Source organism: Halorubrum tebenquichense DSM 14210 (genome assembly GCF_000337415.1).
GTDB lineage: Archaea > Halobacteriota > Halobacteria > Halobacteriales > Haloferacaceae > Halorubrum > Halorubrum tebenquichense.
In genome coordinates, this window is record NZ_AOJD01000047.1 from 62,313 (window position 1) to 86,412 (window position 24,100).

23 protein-coding genes and 1 tRNA gene are annotated in these 24,100 nt (G+C 61.8%); 9 read left to right on the plus strand and 15 right to left on the minus strand.

The genetic code is table 11. The annotated features are described in order from the left end of the window. Positions 1-51 precede the first annotated feature (51 nt). A complete protein-coding gene (locus C472_RS08305; protein ID WP_006629374.1) occupies positions 52-516 on the minus strand; it encodes a DUF7311 family protein in 465 nt (154 codons plus the stop codon). A 7-nt stretch (positions 517-523) separates the two neighbouring features. Next, the gene (locus C472_RS08310; protein WP_006629375.1) at positions 524-1,078 is read right to left on the minus strand and encodes a DUF7310 family coiled-coil domain-containing protein; all 555 of its coding nucleotides are present in this window, start codon (positions 1,076-1,078) and stop codon (positions 524-526) included. Positions 1,079-1,152: 74 nt separating this feature from the next. On the opposite strand from C472_RS08310, the gene C472_RS08315 reads away from it, so the two are divergent. Together C472_RS08315 and C472_RS08320 are read left to right on the plus strand one after the other, a co-directional pair. Next, positions 1,153-2,232: a tubulin/FtsZ family protein gene (locus C472_RS08315; RefSeq protein ID WP_006629376.1), complete on the plus strand. Its 1,080-nt coding sequence runs from the start codon at positions 1,153-1,155 to the stop codon at positions 2,230-2,232. Between the two features lie 98 nt (positions 2,233-2,330). Next, a complete protein-coding gene (locus C472_RS08320) occupies positions 2,331-3,029 on the plus strand; it encodes a phosphoglycerol geranylgeranyltransferase (RefSeq protein WP_006629377.1) in 699 nt (232 codons plus the stop codon). 25 nt (positions 3,030-3,054) lie between these two features. Here C472_RS08320 and C472_RS08325 read toward each other — a convergent pair whose 3' ends face one another. Further along, positions 3,055-3,483 carry a hypothetical protein gene (locus C472_RS08325; protein WP_006629378.1) on the minus strand — a complete coding sequence of 143 codons (429 nt, stop codon included), beginning with the start codon at positions 3,481-3,483 and terminating at the stop codon, positions 3,055-3,057. Between the two features lie 103 nt (positions 3,484-3,586). Next, a complete protein-coding gene (locus C472_RS08330; RefSeq protein ID WP_006629379.1) occupies positions 3,587-4,207 on the minus strand; it encodes a riboflavin synthase in 621 nt (206 codons plus the stop codon). A 129-nt stretch (positions 4,208-4,336) separates the two neighbouring features. Here C472_RS08330 and C472_RS08335 point away from each other — a divergent pair, with 129 nt between their 5' ends. Next, positions 4,337-4,636: a DUF7533 family protein gene (locus C472_RS08335; protein ID WP_006629380.1), complete on the plus strand. Its 300-nt coding sequence runs from the start codon at positions 4,337-4,339 to the stop codon at positions 4,634-4,636. A gap of 78 nt (positions 4,637-4,714) precedes the next feature. Here C472_RS08335 and C472_RS08340 read toward each other — a convergent pair whose 3' ends face one another. From C472_RS08340 to C472_RS08360, 6 genes are all read right to left on the minus strand, one after another. After that, the gene (locus tag C472_RS08340) at positions 4,715-5,614 is read right to left on the minus strand and encodes a BGTF surface domain-containing protein (RefSeq protein ID WP_006629381.1); all 900 of its coding nucleotides are present in this window, start codon (positions 5,612-5,614) and stop codon (positions 4,715-4,717) included. Between the two features lie 161 nt (positions 5,615-5,775). Then, positions 5,776-7,149: a M24 family metallopeptidase gene (locus C472_RS08345; protein WP_006629382.1), complete on the minus strand. Its 1,374-nt coding sequence runs from the start codon at positions 7,147-7,149 to the stop codon at positions 5,776-5,778. Then, complete coding sequence (locus tag C472_RS08350; protein ID WP_006629383.1) at positions 7,146-8,990, minus strand: UvrD-helicase domain-containing protein; 1,845 nt, start codon at positions 8,988-8,990, stop codon at positions 7,146-7,148. The genes C472_RS08345 and C472_RS08350 overlap by 4 nt, the downstream gene beginning before the upstream one ends. A 74-nt stretch (positions 8,991-9,064) precedes the next feature. After that, positions 9,065-9,223 carry a DUF7563 family protein gene (locus C472_RS17520; RefSeq protein WP_006629384.1) on the minus strand — a complete coding sequence of 53 codons (159 nt, stop codon included), beginning with the start codon at positions 9,221-9,223 and terminating at the stop codon, positions 9,065-9,067. A gap of 82 nt (positions 9,224-9,305) precedes the next feature. After that, the gene (locus C472_RS08355; protein WP_049906449.1) at positions 9,306-9,485 is read right to left on the minus strand and encodes an HVO_0416 family zinc finger protein; all 180 of its coding nucleotides are present in this window, start codon (positions 9,483-9,485) and stop codon (positions 9,306-9,308) included. Between the two features lie 163 nt (positions 9,486-9,648). After that, on the minus strand, positions 9,649-10,191 hold the full coding sequence (locus tag C472_RS08360) for a CDP-2,3-bis-(O-geranylgeranyl)-sn-glycerol synthase (protein WP_006629386.1): 543 nt from the start codon (positions 10,189-10,191) through the stop codon (positions 9,649-9,651). 136 nt (positions 10,192-10,327) lie between these two features. Here C472_RS08360 and C472_RS08365 point away from each other — a divergent pair, with 136 nt between their 5' ends. Further along, a complete protein-coding gene (locus C472_RS08365) occupies positions 10,328-11,167 on the plus strand; it encodes a proline dehydrogenase family protein (protein WP_006629387.1) in 840 nt (279 codons plus the stop codon). Between the two features lie 127 nt (positions 11,168-11,294). Continuing rightward, on the plus strand, positions 11,295-12,005 hold the full coding sequence (locus C472_RS08370; RefSeq protein ID WP_006629388.1) for a DUF502 domain-containing protein: 711 nt from the start codon (positions 11,295-11,297) through the stop codon (positions 12,003-12,005). 62 nt (positions 12,006-12,067) lie between these two features. Here C472_RS08370 and C472_RS08375 read toward each other — a convergent pair whose 3' ends face one another. From C472_RS08375 to C472_RS08385, 3 genes are all read right to left on the minus strand, one after another. Next, positions 12,068-12,997 carry a branched-chain amino acid transaminase gene (locus C472_RS08375; RefSeq protein WP_006629389.1) on the minus strand — a complete coding sequence of 310 codons (930 nt, stop codon included), beginning with the start codon at positions 12,995-12,997 and terminating at the stop codon, positions 12,068-12,070. Positions 12,998-13,288: 291 nt separating this feature from the next. Beyond that, the gene (ribB, locus tag C472_RS08380) at positions 13,289-14,020 is read right to left on the minus strand and encodes a 3,4-dihydroxy-2-butanone-4-phosphate synthase (RefSeq protein WP_006629390.1); all 732 of its coding nucleotides are present in this window, start codon (positions 14,018-14,020) and stop codon (positions 13,289-13,291) included. Then, a complete protein-coding gene (locus C472_RS08385) occupies positions 14,020-14,778 on the minus strand; it encodes a DUF120 domain-containing protein (protein ID WP_006629391.1) in 759 nt (252 codons plus the stop codon). The genes ribB and C472_RS08385 overlap by 1 nt, the downstream gene beginning before the upstream one ends. 257 nt (positions 14,779-15,035) lie before the next feature. On the opposite strand from C472_RS08385, the gene C472_RS08390 reads away from it, so the two are divergent. After that, a tRNA-Ala gene (locus tag C472_RS08390) sits at positions 15,036-15,107 on the plus strand. A 521-nt stretch (positions 15,108-15,628) separates the two neighbouring features. Here the strand turns inward: C472_RS08390 and C472_RS08395 are convergent. Beyond that, positions 15,629-16,597 carry a hypothetical protein gene (locus tag C472_RS08395; protein ID WP_006629392.1) on the minus strand — a complete coding sequence of 323 codons (969 nt, stop codon included), beginning with the start codon at positions 16,595-16,597 and terminating at the stop codon, positions 15,629-15,631. A 115-nt stretch (positions 16,598-16,712) separates the two neighbouring features. On the opposite strand from C472_RS08395, the gene C472_RS16340 reads away from it, so the two are divergent. After that, the gene (locus C472_RS16340) at positions 16,713-17,885 is read left to right on the plus strand and encodes an AlbA family DNA-binding domain-containing protein (RefSeq protein ID WP_006629393.1); all 1,173 of its coding nucleotides are present in this window, start codon (positions 16,713-16,715) and stop codon (positions 17,883-17,885) included. Positions 17,886-18,477: 592 nt separating this feature from the next. Continuing rightward, complete coding sequence (locus C472_RS16345; RefSeq protein WP_082238248.1) at positions 18,478-19,059, plus strand: hypothetical protein; 582 nt, start codon at positions 18,478-18,480, stop codon at positions 19,057-19,059. Positions 19,060-19,097: 38 nt separating this feature from the next. On the opposite strand, the gene C472_RS16350 is transcribed toward C472_RS16345, so the two are convergent. Beyond that, positions 19,098-22,463: an Eco57I restriction-modification methylase domain-containing protein gene (locus C472_RS16350; protein ID WP_082238249.1), complete on the minus strand. Its 3,366-nt coding sequence runs from the start codon at positions 22,461-22,463 to the stop codon at positions 19,098-19,100. Between the two features lie 108 nt (positions 22,464-22,571). Between C472_RS16350 and C472_RS08405 the strand changes: the two genes are divergently transcribed. Further along, positions 22,572-23,642, plus strand: a complete 1,071-nt coding sequence (locus tag C472_RS08405) for an endonuclease NucS domain-containing protein (protein WP_006629395.1) — start codon at positions 22,572-22,574, stop codon at positions 23,640-23,642. The last annotated feature ends 458 nt before the right edge of the window (positions 23,643-24,100 follow it).

A 24,100-nucleotide genomic window follows, 5' to 3' on the forward strand; every position in this document is an offset into this window, starting at 1 on the left:
TTATAAACGATCGCTCGCCCTGTCGCCCGGCTCCCGCTTCCGCCCGCCGCCTCACCCGATCCGATCGACCCGGACGGTCGGCCCGTCGTCGTCGACGTAGCGGAGGCGAACGCGGCTCGTTCCGCCCGGCCGGAGTTCGATCGGCGCGTCGACGAGGTGGACGGTCGCCGGGACGGGGCCCGTCCCGATCCGGAACGCGCGCTCCGGTCCGCCGTCGACCCGATACGCGAGCGCGACGCCGTCGGGTCGGTCCGGCGGCTCGACGAGCGCGACCCGGTCGAGGTCCGCCGCGGCAAACCCGCTCGGTGCGCGGACGAGCGCGGTCGTCCGCGCCGCGGTCGCGGGGTCGCTCACTGGCGTCGACCCGGCGACCACGTCGCCGATCGCGCGCTCCAGCCGATCGGCCTCCGTACCGATCCGCTCCGCCGTCGTCGCGGTCCTGGCCGTCTCGACCGCGGGCATCGACGCGGCCAGCAGCGCGACCGCAACGAGGACGGTGAGCACCACGCGGATCACGGCTCGGTCACAGCGACTCCCGGAGTCGGCTCAGCGCGTCCTCCGCCCACGCGCCGCCGTCCCCGTCGTCGCCGTCTCCGCTTCCGCCGCGGCTGTCTCGCCCGTCGCTGCGGCCGGCTCCGCCGTCGCCGTTGCTCCGGCCCCCCGACGAGGGACGGTCGTCCGGGAGCGCGGCGTCCAGCGCGCTCTCCGAGGGCACGGCCCCGTCGGCGTCGTTCCCGCGTTCCGCCGCCGTCGCCCGCGACAGCGCGAGGTCGGCCCGGCGCTCCACCTCGCGGTTGACGGCCCTGACCGCTCCGACGTACCCGCGGACCGCCTGCGTCGCCGCCTCCAGCTCCGCGACGCGCTCCTCAAGATCGTCGAGCCGCGATTCAAGCCGCTCGCGCTCGGCGGTCGCCGTCGCGTCGTCGGCGACATCTGCCGGGCGCGCGTCGTTCCCGGTCACCGCGCGCTCGACGGCGCGGAGCCGGGACTCGATCCGATCGTTCGGGGCGCTCGCTCCCGCCGAAAGCGATTCCGCTCCCGCCGTGGGGGAGTCGGCGTCCCCTGCGTGATCCGCCATGCGGCCGGTTGGCCGCGCTTTCGTTCTTAAACGTCGGGGAAACAGTATTATCGCGGGGAACGGTACGTTGGGACATGAAAGCAGTCCTCCTCGGCGTCGGACAGGCGGGCGGCAAACTCACGACCGCCCTCGCGGAGTTCGACGCCGACGCCGGCTACGGCGCGGTCCTCGACGCGCTCGCCGTCAACACCGCCGCCGCCGACCTCGACCCCCTCCCGCTCGAAACGGTCCTCGTCGGCCAGTCGCGCGTCAACGGCCACGGCGTCGGCGGCGACAACGAACTCGGCGCGGAGGTGATGGACGAGGACGCCGTCGAGATCCTCGACGCGCTCGCGCCGAAGGTCACCGCGGAGGCCGAGGCCGTGTTCGTCGTCGCCGGGCTCGGCGGCGGGACGGGATCGGGCGGCGCGCCGGTCCTCGTCCGGGAGCTGAACCGGGTGTACGACGTCCCCGTCTACGCGATCGGAATCCTCCCGGGCCGCGACGAGGGGACGATGTACCAAGTGAACGCCGGGCGGTCGCTGAAGACGTTGGTCCGCGAGGCGGACGCGACGATTCTGCTCGACAACGACGCGTGGCGGTCCGCGGGCGAGTCCGTCGAGGGCGGCTACGAGGCGATCAACGCCTCGATGGCGAAGCGTATCGGCCTCCTCCTCGCCGCCGGCGAAGCGGTCGAGGGGGTCGCGGAGTCCGTCGTCGACACCAGCGAGGTGATAAACACGCTCCGCGCGGGCGGGATGGCCGCGGTTGGCTTCGCGTCCGCGCCAGCGGCCGAGGACCCGCAGGAGAACGTCACCACCGTGACGAGCGCGGTGCGCAGCGCGGTGATGACCGGACTCTCCCTGCCGAGCGCAACCGACGCCGACGCCGCGCTCGTCGCGGTCGCCGGCGACCCGGACCGGATCTCCCGGAAGGGCGCGGAGAAGGCCCGCAAGTGGCTCCAAGAGGAGACCGGCTCGATGCAGGTCCGGGGCGGCGACTTCCCGCTCGATTCCGACCGGATCGCGGCTCTCGTCCTCCTCACTGGCGTCGAGCGGTCCCAACGCGTCGAGGCGTTCTTAGAGCGCGCCCGGCAGGCGGTCCGCGACGAGCGCGAGGAGAAGCCGGACCCCGCGGCCGCGTTCGAGAACGACGAGATAGACGACCTGCTGTGATCGCGCCGGGGACGACGGGCGAGTCCGCCGGCGAGCGCGCCCCGACCGGCGGGACAGGTTCCGCACCTTTTTGTTCACGCCCGGTGGAGTCTCGCCCGATGACCAACCCGTGGGACGACTGGGACCACGTGCTGAAGGTCGACCCCGACAAGGACCTCCGGCCGGGCGAGACCTTCGAGGACGTCTGCCGGACCGGGACGGACGCGATCGAGATCGGCGGGACCCTCGACGTCACCGCGGAGAAGATGAGCCGCGTCGTCGACGCCGCCGCGGAGTACGACGTGCCGCTGTACCAGGAGCCGTCGAATCCGGGCGTCGTCATCGACTCGCCCGCGCTCGACGGCTACCTGATCCCGACCGTGTTCAACGCGGGCGGTCCCTTCTGGATCACCGGCGCGCACAAGGAGTGGGTCCGCATCGACGATCTCGACTGGAGCCGGACCCACACCGAGGCGTACATCGTGCTGAACCCCGACGCGTCGGTCGCCCAGCTGACCGAGGCCGACTGCGACCTCACCGCCGACGACGTGGGGGCGTACGCGAAGGTGGCCGAGCGCATGTTCGGCCAAGAGATCGTCTACGTCGAGTACTCCGGCACGTTCGGGGACACGGAGAAGGTCGCGGCCGCCGGCGACGCCTTAGACGACGCCACCCTCTTTTACGGCGGCGGTATCCACGACTACGAGTCGGCCAACGAGATGGCCGCCCACAGCGACGTGATCGTCGTCGGTGACCTGCTCCACGAGGAGGGCGTCGACGCCGTCCGCGAGACGGTGAAGGGCGCGAAGGACGCCTGAAGACCGCGGCTCGGCCGTCCGTATATCACTCGCCGTCCCCGGATCTTTCGGAGTCTTCCTCGTCTTCGGAATCCTCACTGTCTTCGGAGCTCTCGCCGTCTCCGACCTCGCCGGTGACGCCCGGTTCGATCGGGACGATCTCCGTGTCGGGAGCGCCGAACGGACTATCGGCTCCCGTGACCCACGCGGAGAGGTAGACCGCGCAGGCCGCGATCACCGCGACGGGCAACTGGAGGGTGAACGCGCCGTAGACGACGCTCACGGCCATCGTCGCACGAACGAGCGTCCCCCGGCCGGCTCCGTCGCGAGCCACGAGCGCCGCGGTGACGAGGGCCGACAGCCCGACCCCTAGGCCCGGGAGGAGTCGCTGCGAAACGACGACCGTGTATAGCGGGACCACGACGCCGATCGCGACCAGTGCCGCCACGAGACCGGTGTGTTCGTCGGAGGGCATCCGTCAGCCGACTCGCCCATCTCGCACTTAAATCACGCCCTCCGGGTCCCGCGACGGACCGGTGACCCGGTCCGACGCGCGGCCGTCCGCCGCCCGGCGGCGCTCAGTCGTCCGCGCCGACCATGTTCTCGACGTACTTCGCGATCACGTCCACTTCGAGGTGGACCGGGTCGCCGACGGACTTCGCCGACAGCGTCGTCAGGTCGTAGGTCGTCGGGATGACCGCGACGTCGAACTCGCCGTCGCGCTTCTGGGCGACGGTCAGCGAAATCCCATCGAGCGTCACGGAGCCCTTGTCGACGAGGTAATCGCCGTGGCCCTCCGGGATCGAGAAGGTGAACCGCCAGTCCTCGCCGACGCGGTCGATCCCCGTCACCTCCGCGACCGTGTCGACGTGGCCCTGAACGACGTGGCCGTCGAACCGGCCGTCGGCGGGCATCGCGCGCTCGACGTTGACCGCGTCGCCCTCGCGCACGTCGCCGAGGTACGTCTTCGCGACGGTCTCGCTCGCGAGGAACACCTCGAACCAGTCGGTCCCGCCGTCGCCCTCGCCGACGCCGAACTCCTCGACGGTCAGGCAGACGCCGCTCACGCTTATCGACTGCCCGTGGCGGAGGTCGTCGAACCCCTCGACGCCGTCGACCCCGATCGTCAGCCGGAGGCCGTCGTCGGTCTCGGTCCGCGACCGGACCGCGCCGGTGCCCTCGACGATGCCGGTGAACATACCGGAACTGGGGGCGGGCGACGGATATCGGTTCTGGGTCCGGCGCGGTCTCAGCCCTCCGAACCCCGCCGACGCGGCGCTGCCGGTCCGCCGCGTCCCTTTTACCCCCCGGCGATCAACGGAAGCCAGATGCGACTCGGACTGCTGGACATGATCGGGTTGGCGGCGTCGCTCGTGTTCGCGCTGCCGCTCGCGAACTACGCCGTCGTCCGGCTGCTCGCCGGCGAACTCGGGGTCGGCGTCGGCCTGCTGGTCGTCGCCGTCGCGATGGTCGTCCTCCCGCAGTACTTCCTCGATCCGGCCCGGATCGCCCGTCGGCTGATCTCTGGACTGCTCCCTCGACAACTCCGCGGCGACAACGCAGCAGCTCCCCAGACGGACGACGATTCCCGGTCCGCGACGGCCGGGGGGGATTCCGACGAGCGGTGACTGCGCGTCGTTCCCCGTCCGACGACCGACCGCGACGAATACTGGGATGTCTCCCCGGGGCTCAGTTCGCGGCTCTCCTCACTTCCGAACTCGGGCAAAGAGCGCGGCACCGAGCAGTGCCAGCGTGGTAACAACGAAACCGAATCCGGGAGCTTCGTCCCCGCTGTCCCCGCCCTCTGACGACTCGACGTCCTCGACCACGAGTACGTCTCGGGTCACCGGCTCGTCGAGTCCCCCGTTATCCCGGACGGTCAGCGTCGCGCGGTCTCCCGGCTCGGTGACGCTCATGTCGAACGTCGTCGTCGCCGTTCCGTTGCTCACCGTCGCTTCTTGACTCTTAATGAAGTTCGTGCTCGAATTGCCGGCCGATCGAAGCCGGATGTCGACGGACGCCCCGTCGTCGAGTTTGACGGGCACCGTGACGGTGGTCGCACGCGGCTCGACGAGGACGTCCGCGTCCTCGACGTTCGCGTCGGTGACGGCCTCGACTGCGTCGCCATCGTCGCTGCTGTCGTTGCCGTCGCCGCCGTTACTGCTGTCGTCGCTGCCGGCCGTCTCGACCATCAGCGTCCCGATGTCGATCGGACCGCTCTCTCCGTCGACGAACAGCCCCAGCTCGTAGGCACCGGGCGCGGGAGATTCGCCGAGATCAGTCTCGCTGTCGAGGTCGACCTCGCCGCCGTCGGCGGTTAACGGGTCACCGCCGTCGCCCGCCGCGCCGTGGTCGTACGTGAGTGTCGTGACGCCGTCACCGTCAGGCGTCACCGTCGCTCGGAGTTCGTACCCGGACTCGTCCTCGCTCCCGATCACGATTTCGAACGACTCCACGCCGTCGGACTCGACGACGACCTCAGTGGTCCCGTCCTCGCTCACGGTGACGATGCTCTCGTCGAAACCCGCGTTTCCGTCGGCGGCGACGACGCCGGTTCCGACGACGCTGACCCCGACGAGCGTGAACACGACCACGAGAAGCGTCATGGCGGCCGGAAGTCCCCTTGTCAGGAGACGCCAACTCGGTTCAGACTCGGCGGAATCTCCGCTTTCGGTGGTAGATTCGGATCGCATGTGTCTCAGCCATCGACGGTCGCGAAAAAGGCCGTGCCGATGGCTCAAAGAACGGCCGTAGTTATCTCCTGTTCTCACCGCCGCTCCGGCACGATACCGAACGGGTACTCGGCGAGCAGCTCGTAGCCGTCGTCGGTGACGAGAATCAGATCCTCCAGCCTGACCCCGCCGACATCGGGGTCGTACACGCCTGGCTCGACGGTCACGACGTGGCCCGGACGCAACTCGCCGGCCCCCGACAGCGACGGCGACTCGTGGAGGCTCACCCCGACCCCGTGGCCGGTGCCGTGCGTGAAGCCCGCCTCGTCCTCGTCCGCGTTCGGGTCGAACCCGTACGCGGTCAGCTCCGCGGCCGCCTCGCCGTGGACGGTCTTGGCCGGGACGCCCGGCTCAACCTCGTCGAGCGCGGCCTCGCGGGCGGCCTCGACCGCGACGTACGCGCGCCGCTCCCACCCGCCGTCGCCGTCGACGACGAACGTCCGCGTGGCGTCGCCGTAGTAGCCGTCCGGGCCCCGCGGCGACACGTCGAGCAACACCGTCTCCCCGGGACGGATCGGGTCGTCGCCGACGTAGTGGAGGTCGGCTGCCGAGGGGCCGGCTCCGATCACCGTGTTGCCGGCGTCGCGGACGCCCCCCGCGGCGAGGACCCGGTTCACCTCGCGGCGGAGCCGCTCCGTGGTCAGCGGTTCCCCCCGCCAGCGGAGCGGCGGTCGACGGTCGCCGCCGGCGGGGGCGGCGTCCGCTCCGCCGTCGACGACCTCGCTCTCCGCGAGCACCGCCTCGGCGCGGCCGAGCCCCTCGACCGTCGCGCGCTGGACGCGCCGGATCCGATCGACCTCGACCGGCGTCTTGCGCGCCCGGGCGGTCGCGACCGCGTCCGTCGACGCGAGGTCGTTGCCCGCGCGTTCGAGGTACACCGCGGCGTCGTGCGCTATCGACGCCGGGGTGAGAACGGCGCGGTCGCCGTCTCCGGTGTCCGTCTCTTCTCCGCTCTCCTCCCCGCCGACGAGGTCGTCGACGACCGCGGCCGCGCGCTCGCCGGCGTGGTCGCCGAGGCCCTCCGTCCTGACCTCGCGGACGACCCCGTCGTGGAACCGTGCGCCGCCCTCCGCCGCCGCGTCCGCGTCCGGATCGCGTGCAGCGTCAACAAACTCGCGGTCCGCCTGCTCGCGGAACAGCGCGGGGGTACAGAGGACCGCCCGCCCGGCGCGGTCGACCGCCTCGTCGTCGCTCGGCACCACGACCAGCGCGTACGGTCGGTCCGGGCCGGCGAAGCGCGTGAGGTAGCGCAGGCCGTCGTCGAAGCGGTCGCCGACGGCGACGAACGCGCTCGCGCCGGCCGTGCGGATCGCCTCGACGACGGGAGCGAGGTCGGTCCGCAGCGGTCGGAACCCTCCGGCGGATTCGGCGGAAGCGCGGCGGTCCGACTCCGGGCGGTCCCCGCTCACGGCTCGGGTTCGGGGACCGCCAACTCCGCTTGGACCTCCTCGACGAGCTCCTGTGCCGGCTCCTCGCGGAGTTCGTCGAACAGCAGGACGCTTATCGGGAGCGTCGGCGCGCCGCTGATCAGGCTCTCCATGATCACGAGCCGCTCGCGGGCGCGGGACATCCCGACGTAGAAGACGCGGCGCTCGTTGTCGGTGAGCAGGGGAACGGGGCTGGTCGACTTGGTGAACTCCTCGACGCCGTCGACGTCCGTCGGGTCGTCGATGGAGGCGGCCATCTGCTCGACCACCTTCTCGGTGAGGTCGGTGCCGACGAACACGTGGTCGGCCTCGCGGCCCTTCGCGGAGTGGATGGTGCCGACGCGGACGCGGGTCGGGTCCATCCCCTGATACTCGCCGTCGAAGTACGCGCCCATCGACTTCCGTTGGAAGCTCGTCACCTTCCGGACCATGTCGTCGGCGCTCGCGGTGTCCGGCATGAAGGGGATGTACTCGTCGAGCGTGTCGGCCGAGACGTCGATCAGGGAGACGTCGTCGGCGTCGGCGGCCTCCTCGCGGTCGTCGAGGTAGTCGTAGAACTCCTCGCGGTCGTGGGTCCCGAACGCCGACTCCTGAAGCATGTCGGCCAGCCGCCGGGCCTCCAGCCCGTTGACGGGGTCGCCCGCCTCGGCCTTCTCGACGGCGCTGACGTAGTCTTGGACTCGGTCGGTCCACATCCGCCCGTCGGTGAGCATCGAGAATGGGATCCCGTGGTCGATGAACTCGTCGATGAAGTCGAACATCTGGTAGCGGGCGCGGAACAGACACATCACGTCGCCCTCGTCGTCCTCCACGGTGTACCGGACGTTGCGGACGAGTTCGATCATCGACGGCGACTCGATCGCCTCGACGGTCCCGCCCTCCTTGCGCGGGTGGAGGTCCTTCTCCTGCCGCTTGTCGATGTGGCGGATCTCCGCGTTGACGACGTTGAGGATCTCCGAGGGAAGCCGGTAGGAGTTCGGGAGCACCACGTCCTCGTCGACGTCGGTGTCGAGGAGGAGGTCGGGGTCGGCCCCCTGCCACGCGTAGACGACCTGGTCGTCGTCGCCGGCGATGAGCACCCGATCCATGTGGGGCCGCCACTCCTCGAAGACGTTGTACTGGAGCGTCGTGATGTCCTGGAACTCGTCGATGATCAGGTAATTGACGTTCGGGACGAGCGAGCGCTGCGCGACCCGTTCGAGCATGTCCGCGAAGCCGACGAGGTCGTTGTCGCCCTTGTACGCGCGCCACGCCCGGATCGTCTCCGGGATGTCGATCCGCTCGTCGTCGGAGGGCCACGTCGGGGTGTACTTGTTGCCCTCCTGGGCGTTCGGGTCCTCCTCGGGCGGGAGCCGGACCTCCTCGACGTTCCACTGGAAGGGCACGTCGTACCAGTCGGCAACGTCCCGCTCGGTGCGCTGGAGCCACTGGGAGGTGGCGATGATCTTGTTCCCGATGGTCGTCGACCGCGCGGTCCGACGGCCCGCGCCGCCGTTCTGGTCCTCGAACTCGATACCGTACTCCTCGCAGAACGCCTCCTTGTCGTCCTCGCCGACCACGTCGCCCCGCGAGAGGTCGAGCAGCTCGTACGCCTTTGCGTGCATCGTGCTCACGTTCCCCTGAAGACTGCGCGGCGAGATGTCGAGCCGCTCGGCGAGCCGCTCTCGGATCTCGGCGGCGGCCGCGCGCGTGTACGAGACGACCAGCACGTCCCGGACGTCGGCGTCCTCGGTCTCCAGTATCTCCTCGACGCGGTCCAAGAGCGCGGTCGTCTTCCCGCTGCCCGGCCCCCCGAACAGCCGCGTCACCGTGGTATCGGTCATTGTTACGTCCAGATTCCGGTTCTCCTTAAACGCCGTGGCTCGACCGCCGCCGCGGCGCGTCTCGGTCCGACCGCTCAGGTGCTCCGCGTCGCGCGCGCTTCGCGGACCTCGGCCCCGTCGCGGACCAGGTCCTCGCAGGCCGGGCAGACGCGCGGCCGATCGACCTCGTTCGGGGTGAACACCCGAACGTAATCTGTCGTGACGAACGAACCGCAGTTCTGACAGGTCGGCATGTTCACCACTATCGAGTAATTCCACATAATACTACCGGGGAGTTTGAACGAAAGAAAACGCCGCCGGCCGCCGTCGTGTCAGTCAGTTCGGTCGCCAGTCGCAGACCGAACACCGCGCCGTTCCCTCCTCGTGAAGCGCACCGCACTCCGGACACTGGAGCTTGTTATACGACCGCTCCCAGCGTACGATCTCCGTTTCGTGGCCGCGGTCGGACAGGAACTCGTCGAACACGTCGTCCGAGTCGGGTGCGCTACTAGACATGCGTGACATGGTATGCCACACCAGTATATATGTCTTTCTCCCGTTCTCATCGCCGCGAATTACGTGGACGAACGATCGACTCTCATCGCTGTTTCGAAAAATAGCCCCGTTTCTGGGTGCGTTATGTCTCGAACCGGATTCCGGGTCGTTCGCTACGGCTCGTTCACCACGGCTCGTCCTTCAGCCCGAGCCGGTAGGCCCCGACGTTCGTGACGACGTGGAGGACCGGGGTCATCACGACGACGACAGCGAGGACGCGGGGTGTGAAGACGGCGACCGCCCAGTCGGTGTCGACGACGAAGGCGAGCGCCAGCGCGCCGACCACGAAGTCGAGCTGGTCCAGGCCGGGGAACGCGGCACCGCGCTCGCGCCCCGACCGCCGCTTGAGGAACGAGGCACCGATGTCGCCGCACATCGCGCCGAACGCGAGCGCGAACGCGGCCGGGAGCGCGAACGTCGGGAGGTTGACGCCGAGCGCGGCGCTCGCGGGGTCGGCGAGCGCGTTGAGCGCGACCGCGAGGCAGACGCCCACCAGCGTGCCGACGGCGGTCCCCCGCCACGTCTTCCCGTCGCCGAGCAGCCGCGCACCGCGCCACTCGCGGCCGCCGTCGATGGGGCGACCGCCGCCGGCCAGCACCGCGGCGTTGTTCGGGACGTACGCCGGGAGCATCGCCCAGAACGCGGTCGCGACGAGCGAACCGATCATATCTCCACGGGCGGCGTCCGGGATGTTATAAACCCCGGATCTGTCGCCGGCTGTCACCCGCCGCCGCGGACGCGATGTCGCGGCCACCCGCGCCGACTCGATAAAGGTAAAGTTCGCGCCGTCCGCAGCTGTGAATATGATCCCCCCGATCGCCCGGCGGTTCGTCGCCGGCGAGAGCGTTCCGGCGGCTCTCGACCACGCCCGCGCCGCGAACGAGGACGACATCGCGGTCATCCTGAACCTGCTCGGCGAACACTACGACGACCGCGCGGACGCTAGGGCGGACACGGACGCGTACCTCCGACTGCTCGACGACATCGCCGACAGCGGCCTCGACGCCTGCGTCTCGGTGAAGCCGTCGCAGATCGGGATGGACGTCTCGGCGGACCTGTTCGAGGAGCACTACCGCGAGATCGTTGCCCGCGCCGACGAGCGCGGCGCGTTCGTCTGGTGTGACATGGAGGACGCGGACACCACCGACGCCACGCTCGACGCCTTCGAGTCCATCGCCGCGGACTACCCGTGGAGCGTCGGCCAGTGTATCCAGTCGAACCTGAAACGCACCGCCGACGACCTCGACCGCCTCCTCGACGTGCCCGGCAAGATCCGGCTGGTGAAGGGCGCGTACGACGAGGGCTCGTCGATCGCGTACACGGACAAGGCCGACGTCGACGAGGCGTACCGCGACGATCTCCGACGGCTCTTCGAGGGGCGGGACCGCGGCGTCGCGGTCGGCAGCCACGACCCCGAGATGATATCGCTCGCGGACCGCCTCGCGCGCGAACACGGGACCGACTACGAGGTCCAGATGCTGATGGGCGTCCGCGAGGACGCGCAGCGCGACCTCGCCGCGCAGGGCGTCGACGTCCACCAGTACGCGCCGTACGGCGACAAGTGGCTCTCGTACTTCTACCGGCGCGTCCGCGAGCGCAAGGAGAACCTGACGTTCGCGGCGCGGGCGGTGCTGGGACGGTAGCCGACGGTCCGGTTCTCCGTCGGCGGTCGCCCGTCGTCGCCGACGGTCCCGCTCCTCGTCTCCTTTCGGGGCGTTGCCGGCGCGTGAAAGCTCTCTTAAGGATTGCCGACGCATACCAACGCGATAGATGTCCACGTGGAAACGCGACTTCGCCAGCGGCCTCATCGTGCTGGCCCCGCTCCTCGTCTTACTCCTCGTCCTCCGCTGGATCTACCAGTACATCGCGTCGATCCCGCTCATCGCTGACCTCCAGCCCAACGTCATTCCGGGCTTCTTAGAGCCCGCGTCCCGGGTCGTCATCGCGTTCGCGGTGTTCGCCACCGTCGTGCTCGCGGTCGGGTACTTCATGCGGACGACGCTCGGCCGGCTGGCGGAGTCGGCCGTGGACGACACCATAAACCGGATCCCCGCGCTCCGGGTGGTGTACAACGCCTCGAAGCTCGCCATCGAGACGGCCATCTCCGGCACCGACGAGCTTCAGAGCCCGGTGTACATCGAGACGTGGCCCGGGATCCGGATGACCGCCTTCCGGACGGGCAAGAAGACCCGCGACGGGAAGATCGTCCTGTTCATGCCGACCGCCCCGAACATCACCACCGGCTTCGTCATCGAGGTCGAGCCGGAGCGCATCGAGGAGACCGGCGAGACCGTCGAGGAGGGGATGACGCGGGTCCTCTCCGCCGGCTTCGCGGAGTCGGCCCATCAGGTCCCCGTCCACGAGGAGGACCCGGCCGAGGGCGACGGCACTCCCGACGGCTACGGACACGTCCGGACCGACGGGACGCCCGGAGGGGGCGGCGAGTCCACGACCGAGGGGAGCGGGTCGACCGAGAACTGAGAAGCCGTTTCCGCGGCCGACGCGGCCCGACGGCGACCGTGTTCGCGGTCAGCAGTCCGCGTTCAGAGGTACGTGAACCACTCGTCGTGGTCGTCCGTCCGCCGTTCCACGAGATCGAAGAAGGCCTGCTGGAGCTCCTCGGTCACCGGACCACGGGTCCCGGAACCGATCTCGGTGTCGTCGACCGAGCGGATCGGGGTCACCTCGGCGGCGGAGCCGGTGAAGAACAGCTCGTCGGCGGTGTACAGCTGGCCGCGCGAGATGACGGCCTCGTCGTGGACCTCGTAGCCGCGCTCCTCCGCGAGGGTGATCACGGTGTCGCGGGTGATCCCTTCGAGGATGGACTGCGCGGGGCCGGTGGTGTAGATCTCGCCGTCGTTGACCATGAAGACGTTCTCGCCCGGTCCCTCCGCGACGTTGCCCTCCTTGTTCAGGACGATGGCCTCGACGTAGCCGTTCCGGCGCGCCTCCTCGCCCGCGAGCATGGAGTTGACGTACAGGCCGGTCGTCTTCACGTTCGTCGGGACCTGCGAGGAGGCGTGCTTCCGCCACGAGGAGACCATCACGTCGACGCCCTCCTCGAGCGCCTCCTCGCCGAGGTACGCGCCCCACGGCCACGCCGCGAGGACGAGGTCGGTCGGACAGCCCTCCGGAGAGACGCCCAGCGAGTCGTAGCCGTAGTAGGCGATCGGCCGGATGTAACAGGACTCCAGGTCCTGCCGGTCGAGCAGTTCGAGGGTGGCCTCGGTGATCTCCTCGCGGGAGTGCTCGATGTCCATGTCGTACATTTTCGCGGAGTCGAACAGCCGGTCGAGGTGTTCGTCCCAGCGGAAGACGGCGGGGCCCCGCTCGGTGTCGTAACACCGGACGCCCTCGAACACGCCGCTCCCGTAGTGGAGCGCGTGGGTGAGAACGTGAGTCGTCGCGTCCTCCCAGTCGAGGAACTCCCCGTTCTTCCAGATCGTGTCGACGTCCATCTCGTCGAATCCCATATCATAGCGGTCGTGACCTCCCGGCTTAAATCTGTGAGGTACGGGTCGTCGGTTTCCGGTTCGAACAGCTACGGGAGCGGGGTGGTCGAAGACTGGACCGAGACCGCCTCGTGACCGCCCCTTCGAGTCCCGCACCGCACGCACCTCACGCCTCCCCAGCCTCGTCGGNNCCGACTCCCTCGCGCGACGCTCCTCGTGGCCTGACGGCCACTCGGAGGCGCGCGCCAGACCGGCTGGTCAGGGATCGTTTCGTGACGGAAAATCGATCGGTCGCGTGGCGTCTCCCTCGCGTCAGCGCAGCGCCTCGACGAGGGCCGCGCCCTCGACGTAGGGGATGTCGCGCCGGGCCGCGTAGGCGGCGGCGTCCGCGGGCGAGAGCGCGTCGCCGGTCTCGTCGTCGAGCATCTCGCAGACGACGGCGGCGGGCGCGGCCCCCACGGCCTCGGCCATCGCGAGGCCGAGTTCGGTGTGGCCGGTCCGCCCGTCGAGGCCGTCGCGGTCGCCCCGCAGGACGTGGACGTGGCCGGGCGCGCGGAACTCCGCCGCGAAGTCCTCCGGGCCGTAGGCGGTCGGGTCCTCGCTCACGCGGGCGGCCGCGTTCGCAACCTCGACGATGGTCAGCGCGCGGTCCGCGTCCGTGATCCCGGTGAACGTGTCGCGGTGGTTCACCGGCAGCGAGAACGAGGAGCGGTCGTCGTAGTCCGGGTCGTCGTCGACCGCGGGGTGGTCGAGCGCGTCCGCGAGGAACGGCAGGTCGAACGCGTCGCCGACGGCGTCGCTCACGGCCACGCAGATCAGTCCACCGGCGTCGTTGCGCATGTGCGCGACCGCGGCCTCGTCGACCGCGGCGGCCGGGTAGACGATGTCCGTCTCGCCCTCGCGGTCCGCGAAGTCGTGGACGCAGACCGGGTCGCCGGCGCGGAAGGCGTCGAGCGCGCGCTCGACCGGATCGGTCGCGTCCGCGGCCTCGCTCGCGGCGTCGGCCGCCCCGGCGTCCGGGTCGGCGTCGACGTCGGCCCGCATCAGGCGACCTCCGTCTCGACCGCGCTCGGCTCCGGCTCGTCCGCCCGGCTCGTCGGCTCGACGCGGACCTCAACGGCGTCGCCGTCCGCGAGGTCGAGCGCGTCGCGGAGGCGGTCCGGCGCGATCAGTTCGAGCTGGTCGTCGTCGTGGTGGGTGCGGTCGGGGACGATGGCGTGGACCGCCTCGTAGCGCTCGTCGCCCGCGACGAGGGTGACCCCGTAGCAGGTGGCGGCCCCGTAGGTGCGGTCCTCGCCCTCCCACGCGTCGATGGGGACGGCGTCGATGCCGGACATCTCGCCGCGGCGGCGGACGCTCTCCTCGGTGAGGTTCACGTTGAGCGTGCCCGGGAACGGGTCGTAGCCGAGCCGCTCGCGGAACTGCTCGGCGTACCCCGGCAGCGTGATGTAGTGGCGTCCCTCGCCCATCCCGCCGGTGATCGCGCCGCGGAGGGCGAGTTCGACGTCCGACTCGAACAGCCGGCGGTAGTCGGCGTACTCCGCCCGGAGCGCGGCCTCGCCCGCGTCCGTCACCCGGACCCACTGCCCGTCGCTGACCACGTCGCGATCGACGTAGCCCGCGGATTCGAGCGTCTGGAGGCGTCGGGAGGCGGTCTGCGTGGAGGCGTCGAGCCGGTCGCCGAGCGCCGCGCACGACACCTTCGTCTCGGAGAGGCCGCCGACGAGCCCGACGTGTTTCAGGGCCGCGAGCGCGGCCGGGTCCACGTCGGTGTCCGCGTCGGTCGCCGTCGCGTCTGACATACCTCACGGTCGGTCGTCCGCGGGCAAAAGAGTAACGAATGTGGGATGCTTCTCAGAAACGTTAATAGAGATCTGGGCCGGCCAGAAATCGCCTGACTAATAAGTAATCTCGCCGCACACGTAATCCCGTCGGTGCCGGCCGACCTCGCGGCGTCTCGGCCGGTCTCCCGAACCCGTTCGGTCACGGGTGAGAGCCACTCTCGCACGGGTCGTCGAAAGGTAAGGTACAAATACGAACGGGGATTGAATCATGATGAGGGCTCGTAGATCAGTGGCAGATCGCTTCCTTCGCAAGGAAGAGGCCCGGGGTTCAAATCCCCGCGAGTCCATCCCGAGACATCCCGAGCGGAAATGAACAGACGGCGTCGGGCCCTTTTACCATCATACGTCTCTGACCGGTAGACTTGAAGAGGTCTACCCGCGCGGTTTACCGGGTCAGAAGGAAGACGTGTCATCATTGTCGGTTCCCCGTATAGCGATTGCGTGTAGTCTATCGTTTCGCCGGGATCAAAAGTCTATAAGTTGGCTACGGTCCTTGCCGGTGGTTCTCACTAATCACCTCACTGTTGAGAAGGAGCAATAGCTACGCCAGTAATGCTCTCGGAGAATAGCTGGATTCGCTCTTGGCGATCCTATTATCACTTATAAACGATCTCGAAAAACGGGTGACGACGGCCGCACGTACATATTGGCGCGTAAGTACGTACGTACAGGGTTTTGGAAGGGTAATTCGACTACAGACTGTCGCTACTTGACCAGTCGTTTGTGAGTGGCACCCCTCTCGACTTCTCGAAAATACTACTCTGAGTCCCATACCCGCCATCGCCCCCAAAGAAGTGGACCCGGAATCTCACTCGTGAACTTCTGTTCCTGTCCGAAAGCTCGTGAGCTCGTCGATGCGTCCCTCGAGGTCCTCGATCTCTTTACGTAGTTCATCGGCCTCTTGCCCCTCCGTCGCCGCGAGCTGTTCCTTGAGGCCTTGGAGTCGGGTCTCCTTGACCTCCTCGTCGACGTCGGCCTTCCGGACGTACTCTGACTCGTCGATATCGTACACATCCGTCTCGGACAGCCCTGTGACCTCTAAGGCGTCATCAACCTTGCTCCGGTCGATACCTATCACCCATTCGCGGTCGATCCCAGCATCCTCGAGTTTCGCCAGTACCTCGTCTTCATCTTTCAGCGATCGATTGCGACGAGTTGTGCGTTGGACCGAACCGAAGGGGCCACTCACCGGACGGTCATGATGAAGGCGGTCCAGCAGTACGTCAGCCACGTCCTGACGGAGGTCGTTGGCGTTCCGTTGTACGTCCGAGAGTAGGGTGTAGAGGTTCACCAGCGCGTCCGTCTCCATCTCCGACAGTGTGGTCACGTCGTGGCGTTCGAGCGCGTCAACGAGCAACAGCGCGTCCGCATACACGTCCAGGTCCGGCTCTGATCGCTCGTCGGTATCGTCGGCGGGCTCGCCGTCGAGAAGCTGACTGGTGGTCGGGCCATCCTGCTCGGTGATCACGCCCGCATTCTCGTCTATCTCGAACCGTGGATGAAGGCTTAGGACCGCCGGGTACGGGTCGGCGTCAGCTGGGAGCCGGTCAAGCTCGAAGCCGTTCGGTTCGTCACCGATACGCCGGTACAACGTCTCGAACTGGTCGCGCTGAAGCGGTCGTTTCTCGTCACTGTCCTCGAAGTCAATGATGACACGTTGCTCCTGTACGTTGGTAACCCGGAACCTGTTGTGGGATAGCGGAGTAATCAGCGTCGCTCCTTCGGGAAGATCGTCGAGTTCGTCAAGGAGCGCGTGCCACGAGACGCTGAACGTCATATCCCGAGGAGGTGTCCTAAGGCTAAAACCGTGAGGGACACGCGGATTTGGGCCACCGCTACTGTTGATATAGGCGCGTTAGACTAATATCGCGAGGGTAGAAAACCGTTGTAAGATGCCTATTTTCAACAAACCGGTCGATGAGATTGGATTTGATGATGTCGAACAACTGGTCTCCGAAGGGATACAGGAGGGAAAACAGATCGAGTACAAAGAGTACCTTGATCTCGATAACGACTCAGTAGAGCACAAAACGAAACTACTGGCGGAGGCAACATCTTTCGCAAACAGCAATGGTGGTCATCTAATCGTGGGTATCCCTGATGACGAGGGCCGTCCTGAACACGCAGCAGGCTTTCCAGTCGACGACGTCGATCATACTATCGAACAATGGGCTAATGTACTCCGACGAAGTACTGATCCACCACTCCCGACCAGCAGTTTTGATATTAGTGCTATCCCAACGGAAAATGACCGGTATCTTATAATAGTTGGTGTGGACCGAAGTTGGCGCTCACCTCATCGCATCGCGACGAATGATCGATTTTACGCACGGAGTCCAAGTGGTCGATTCCCATTAGATGTCGATGAGATCAGGCGGCGTATCCTACAAACGGAGCAGCAGGGTGAAGAGATCAACGAGTTCAGAAGCGACCGGATTGCTACGATAACTGGAGATGCGGAGCAACTTGAGATTACATCATCACCGAAATTCGTGCTACACCTCTTTTCTGGAGACTCATTCGCCCCGGGAAAGCAGGTTGACCTATCCACCGCTGAACTTCGAACTGATTCGCGACCCCCATTCTTTGAGTCGAGATCGGGTGCAGGAGGACTCGACGAACTGTACTCTGTTGATAGCGTTACTGTTCTTCGGGGCTCAACTGATCAGGAGGTAAATAAGTACGTTCGTACGTTTCGTGGGGGAGTGATCGAAGCGTTGACAAAGTACGTGTTTAGTTCAAGTCCGGAGCACGGCTCACCCTATCTGACGAGCGACAAGCTAAGACAAGCATTAGAAAACACTCTCCCCGATTATATCCAATATTTACAGGAACAAGACCTACGCCCCCCATTATATGTTCTCGCAAGCATCATCGATGCTCCCGAGTTCCTGATCAAACGTAACTCACGCGAGGACGAGTTTGACCGTGTCCCATTCGGCAATTCCGTAGTCACTTTGCCGGAAGTCGTGATTGAATCATACTCTGCTAACCCAGATTCTACTATTGATGAACTTATGGATCTAATTTGGAATGCTGGTGGAAAATCGGGAGAGCCACGTTAGCTGACTTCTACTGACCTTCGACCAGAGACTTCGTTCCGTCACCACGAGAAATATTGGTATGGAATTGGGCCTTCCAGCTGTATAAAGAACAAATGCGAGCAAGTCTCAGCACCAGCCGACCTGTTTATATTATCGACATTCTTTCAGAATACACTTGGGTACGTTGAGGCTAACCCTGTCGGAGAGTCGTCTGATTCTACGTTGATGAATTGATTGGCTGGCACCATAGAGGACACTTTTTACGTTTGATCCTATACCGTCTGGCTAAGCGCAGCCGAGGCCGACATCAGTAGTGGCATAGATTCGGTCTTCCGGTAAATCGGTCCTAATCAGGAATACCAGACTATCACCGGTGTCTATCCGGCATTTTCTTTCTGGTGGGATACGCATCACTCTCACATCGGATCTTGACGCTTTGCCCCAACGGACAGCTGGTGCCAGGTCGGCTCGAAAACCCGGCGAACCAACCTGATGACGCCCCGGTTCGAATGCCCTGACCAATACGCGTGATCTTACTCGCGTATGTCCCCGAAGCGGTTCTTCACGCCGATGCGCAAGAGTCAGGTTGCTACTCTCAGAATGATATGCTACTATGACGAGTGTCGAGAGTGAGGCCAACACCCACGTGACCGATGACGGTGTCGAGTACACACCTCACTCGATGATGCACAAGGCAATCGTCCGTATGGACCCGATGAAGCTGGAGATGCTTGATGGGTTCGAGCGCACAGACTCCGGGCACAAGTTCACTCCAGAAGACTCGAACGTACGTGTGATTGTGACTGGTCGTGACTGGTCTGAAGAGCGGATTCTCACTTATGGATGTACATCATCTGAAGAAGCTCGGAAACATATTGAAACGATTATTGAGCGTGTGACTGCGGTTGGCCACAAAGCGAAACTGATCGAAGAGCCTGAAATCACCAACATCGCAGTAAATGGTGACCTCGGTAGGCCACTCCAACTGGAGACTATTTTTGTGGACCTCAATAATCAGGGAGCTGATGTTGAATACGAACCCGAACAATTTCCTGCAGTAATTGTTAAACTTAGTCAGCCTACGGCTACATTTTTACTCTTCTCTACAGGCAAGTTCGCAATTCAAGGTCTTCGTAAATTTAGTCAGATTGAGGATTCTATTGATAGGATCAATTCTATTTTATCTAACATATAATTACTTGATGATCAAAACGCAATAATATAGATCGAATTTTAAATTCTTGTGACTTCAAGATAATATCTCAAACTCTCCAATTCCTCATCCGTTATATCAAACACATCTGAGGCAACTCTATCTATTTTCATTTCGATATTCGAAACTCCTATTTCTTCTACTGGTTTATCTAAAATATCGGGGACAAAACTATCTATTTCGTGTGATTTAGCCAATTGATGGGCCCCTTCAGATAGCTTAGCAAGAGTCAAGTGGGGGTCCTCAGTTTCATCAAATGTTGGGATATTAACTTCTTCGATTGCACGTGGATTTAGATTTAATACACTATGGGCCCTCATCATTGCTCTGATGCAAGCGGAGTTCAGGATACCAGATAAATAATACGCTTCTTCTTTTGAATCGGCATCAATATAATTAATTGAATGATCAAACATTACGGGCTTTTCCTCACCAAGAACTTCTTCCGGACCCAGAGTAACAGCCTCAAAATCGACATATGTTCCACCAGTTATATTTTGATATATGGTCTTATATTCTGAGAAATTTCTCTCCGTTACCCGTTGTAGAATGTGATTGGGATGATTAGTGTCCTTTAGACGAGTCCCGTACCATTTCCGATCACCGACATCCTGATCCCTTCCATTATGATAGAGGAAGTCCCAAGTGTCCGTTGTTCGCAATTCGTCTTCACTATACGGTTCGCCCGTTTGTTTATGTGGAATAAGTAGTGTTCGTGGTGTTGAATATTCCCACTTATTTATACTACTTCCCTTGGCTGCTGGGAATACGTGACTTGGGTCTACTCTTGCCCTGACTTTGTCCCACTGCTTACGACCAATATTGGTGTTCTCAATTAAATTAGATCTGTCATCAATAACGTCGATGAAGAATAATCCATGACCACCTTCAGTGCCTGCTCCTTCATGAGCTTCGTAATCTGATTCACCGTAGATCTTTTCGAAGGCACTAATTGCATTTGAAGGCGCTGAATACCACTTCCCAGTCGGATCACTTCCGAGGTGGGTAGCAACGAAATCATACCGATCTACATCAACTTCATCGAGTCTTTTATCGAATGGTGGGCGACTTCCAGTCCAGGTATCACAAGGAACCGGGAAGTCTGTCCCAGCACCATTTTTGACACTTATAATAAGGGGTCGATTTTTGGTCACATCAAATGGATTTAGATCTGCGATATCAGTTAATCCAAGAATATCTGTGTTTTCGGATAGATATTTTCGAAACTTGCCAGCCGCGCCTCCTCTCTGAGCAGTTAGTGGAAGTAAAAATGAGAGCGTTCCGGAACCTTGATTCTGATTAGGCTTCTTAAGATATTTATCAATACTAACGCACGTGAACAACAGTCCGTGTTCTACCTTCTTTTGTGCCTGTGAACCATCCGGTAGTATATCATACTCTCTCCATTCAGATTTTATTTTATCACGATATTCATCAGCTAAGTTATCTAATGTAATATATGGAGGATTCCCAAGAACATAGTCAAATGTTCCACAAAAGTGGGGACGAAATCGGTTTTTTACAATTCCCCACCAAACTCCATTAGCATCCCGGTCATGTAGATCAGATACGTCTTCATAACTATACTGCATTGCTGATTCTGTTCGGGGTTCCTCAATACCATATTCCTCTCTAAAACTCTGGACAAATTGATCAGATGAGACACCTCGAAGAGTATACTTTTTTGCCATATCGAAGTAATCGTTTACTAACTCTCTCTCAATAATCTCTTCTGGAATTTTGATATTTAGATAATCATCACTATTTTCAATTTCGCCTCCACTTTCTGTCGGAATCTCTTCAACGGTATAGAATGAACCGGTAATTTGACTACTTAGCTCAGGTGGGCGCACTGAGTCTGCTAAATAAACAGGCACATCGCCAGTATGGTAACTGAGTAACCCACCCATCTCTATCAATAGGTTCGTACGAGCTGCTAAAACAGCAAGAGGATTCAGATCAAAGCCTTCAATCTCATTCAATATTTTCTTTGCAATTTCAGATTTTTGTTCATCAGACAATTCGTCACCATGCTGCTCCTGGTACTTCTCCTTCTTTTTACGGGCTGCGAACACCAAAAACGTGCCAGATCCACAAGTCGGATCAAGAATACTACCCTCACCATCGTATCCAGACTTCTCAATTGTTAATTCCGCCAGCCAGTCTGGTGTGAACACTTCTCCAAGCTGATTACGAAGCCCTTCAGGCACAAGATGCTGATACAGTTTCTTGAATAAGTCTCGTGCCTCCTGAGGTTCTTCTCTGATCTTTCCTGGATCATATTTTCTCATCCGGTGGGCTATGTCGACGATAGCCTTGGAGAGTTCGTCATCCCAAACAGCAGATTCAGTATACCACGAAAATAGGCTAACCTCTAAGAAATTGTCTATTCCAGCGTCTTTGAATACCCATCCCTCTTCAAACTGCTCCATTTGATTACGAAGTTCATCATCGGAACGGCCGATGAGTTTCTTCATAAAGGAGAGGAAACGTGAATCTTGGTGATAATGAACAAATTCAGCAGCGAGCAATTTAGCAATAAGTGAATAGTATGTGTAGAGAGCAAATAGGGCCTTCCTATACTCCTCGTCATTCTGAATATTAAGACCGTATTGCTCTTCTAACATTTCAGCTCCTTCGTCGAAGTCAAATCCACAAACTTGTTCGAAAAGTAACTTCCATTCCTCAAAGAATTTCTCTGATCTATTTCCCGGGTCCTCAAGCGCATTATAAAATGCATTTACAGCATTAATAGATATACTCGTTCTATCGCCAAAGTCACTAAGCATCCGATCAACGGTTAGGACAGCCCAATGGCCTACCAGAAGGTGAATATATTCTTCTGTTGATCCCTCGTTCACGTGTCGTTGCTCGGCCTGTGAAAGGTCATCTCCGTGTAAAAATAAGAATCTCTCCCCATCAGTAACAACACCAGCCGTATCTGAGACACTAACATTCTGTACTTCTGCGACAGTAATCATATAACCAGCTAATTGTCCTAACGAACTTTTTCGTCCACTGCGAGTGCTAAGTGTCCCAGGGTCCTTGTAATCGGTAACGGAGGCTCCTGCTACAGCGTCTGGTTGTTGTCCTCCTTCGTGTATATCATCAGGATCAAATGGAACGCCATCAAAGGAGAGATCCTGTTCGTCAAGTACAGCCTCCACATCCCCGATAGAAAGTTGAGATCCAATCTGTGTATTAACATAATCAAACCCAATTCCAAATTCATCCATTACCCCATCTAAGTTTGCCCGAATTTGCTCGCTAAAATCAATCTCAGAGTCAGCATCTTCAGCAGCCTCACGGATAGCAGCCGTCAAATCTGATGTATACTGATTGACGTCTGTCTGGTGGTCCGTCAACCCACTCTGAAACTCAGCCATATAGTGTACTTCTATAGTACATTTATAACGATTGGGGTGCTAATTTTGAGTCCGTCAACATATATTCCTTGGAGAAGTATTTAGTCACACTTCAAATATTATCCCAATATGTTATTTAGCGTTGAGGCGGAAAATGGAAATCTGGAGGGGCTCAGGAAGCAAGATCTCTCAGATTTGGGTTTCCTCGAACGCCAAAATCTTCAGGAGTGGGCGATCGAACAACCGCAAATACTCGGTGAGGATCTGCTCATCATTACCTCCGAGTACGCAAACTTCGAGGACACCCGCGACCGATTGGACATCCTTGCGCTCGACCAAGCTGGCAAGCTCGTTGTCGTAGAACTCAAACGCGATCGTGCGGATCGTACGACGGACCTCCAAGCGATCAAGTACGCGAGCTACTGTGCAACGCTGACTGCGGAGGATGTCCAGAAAGACTACCGCGAATTTTGGTCCTCACGAGAGGACACGGAGCTGACGCCGGAGAGTGTCGGTGAGACGTTCATCGACTTCATCGGGGAGCCCGACAGCCTGACGACGTCGAGTGATGGCTGGGCTGAGTTCGAGCTCGATCAAAAGCCACGGATAGTCCTCGCAGCAGGGAGCTTTGGAACAGAAATCACCGCCCCGGTGATGTGGCTTATAGAGGAGTACGGGGTGGACATCACTTGCCGCCGTATCGAGGCATACGAACATCAGGGCCGTGTGCTACTCAATAGCCAGCAGGTCATTCCGGTTGCAGAGGCGGAAGAGTACATGACCAAGCGTCGTGAGAAACAGGAGAAGCAGCAGCAGCGATCTCGACGGCCTGCGGCGATTAATGCCCTTCTCGAACGCAAAGTCCTGCGTCCGGGAGAGCGAGTAAGATTTGACCCGGAGCGTGTACCTGGCAACGCAAACCAGGACTGGAACGAGGACGATGATTTCTGGTGGGCAACGGTGACCGGCGATACCGGACAAAGCGACAACGTCCGATGGGATCATGACGACGAACTCTACTCATTCACCGGCCTAACGAAGGAGGTACTCCACGAACTCGTCGGCCGTGATCGAGATGAGGCTCTCAACGGATACAAATACTGGTGCCACCCGGACTTCGATAATCGGACGCTCAGTGATCTTCGAAATAGCGAGACAACTGGAGCCGATCGTGGCGACGAACCGACGAGCAACAAGTGACGGTCAGGACCCAATATAGTAGGACGTGTGGGACTCTTTCATTACTTCGCTATCTTATCCAACGGTTCTAATGGCTTGAGAAGAGCTAAGAACGATTTTGGTGGCATTCAGGTGATTGAGTGTATCGGGGGATCACAAGGCCAAGAGAGGACCTCGTGGGGCTCGAGAGAATAGTGTAAACCGGACCACCAGATACGGAATCTGTGCGCCTTGGAATAATCCGGTAGCACTCTATCGGTACACAGACTGTTCATCACAATTCTAACCCCNGTGTAAACCGGACCACCAGATACGGAATCTGTGCGCCTTGGAATAATCCGGTAGCACTCTATCGGTACACAGACTGTTCATCACAATTCTAACCCCACCCTCCGATATCACTCGTCTCAGGCCCTGTATCCTCATTTATACACTTCCCAAAAGAACTGTATACGGCCACATAGGCTCTCTACCACCTG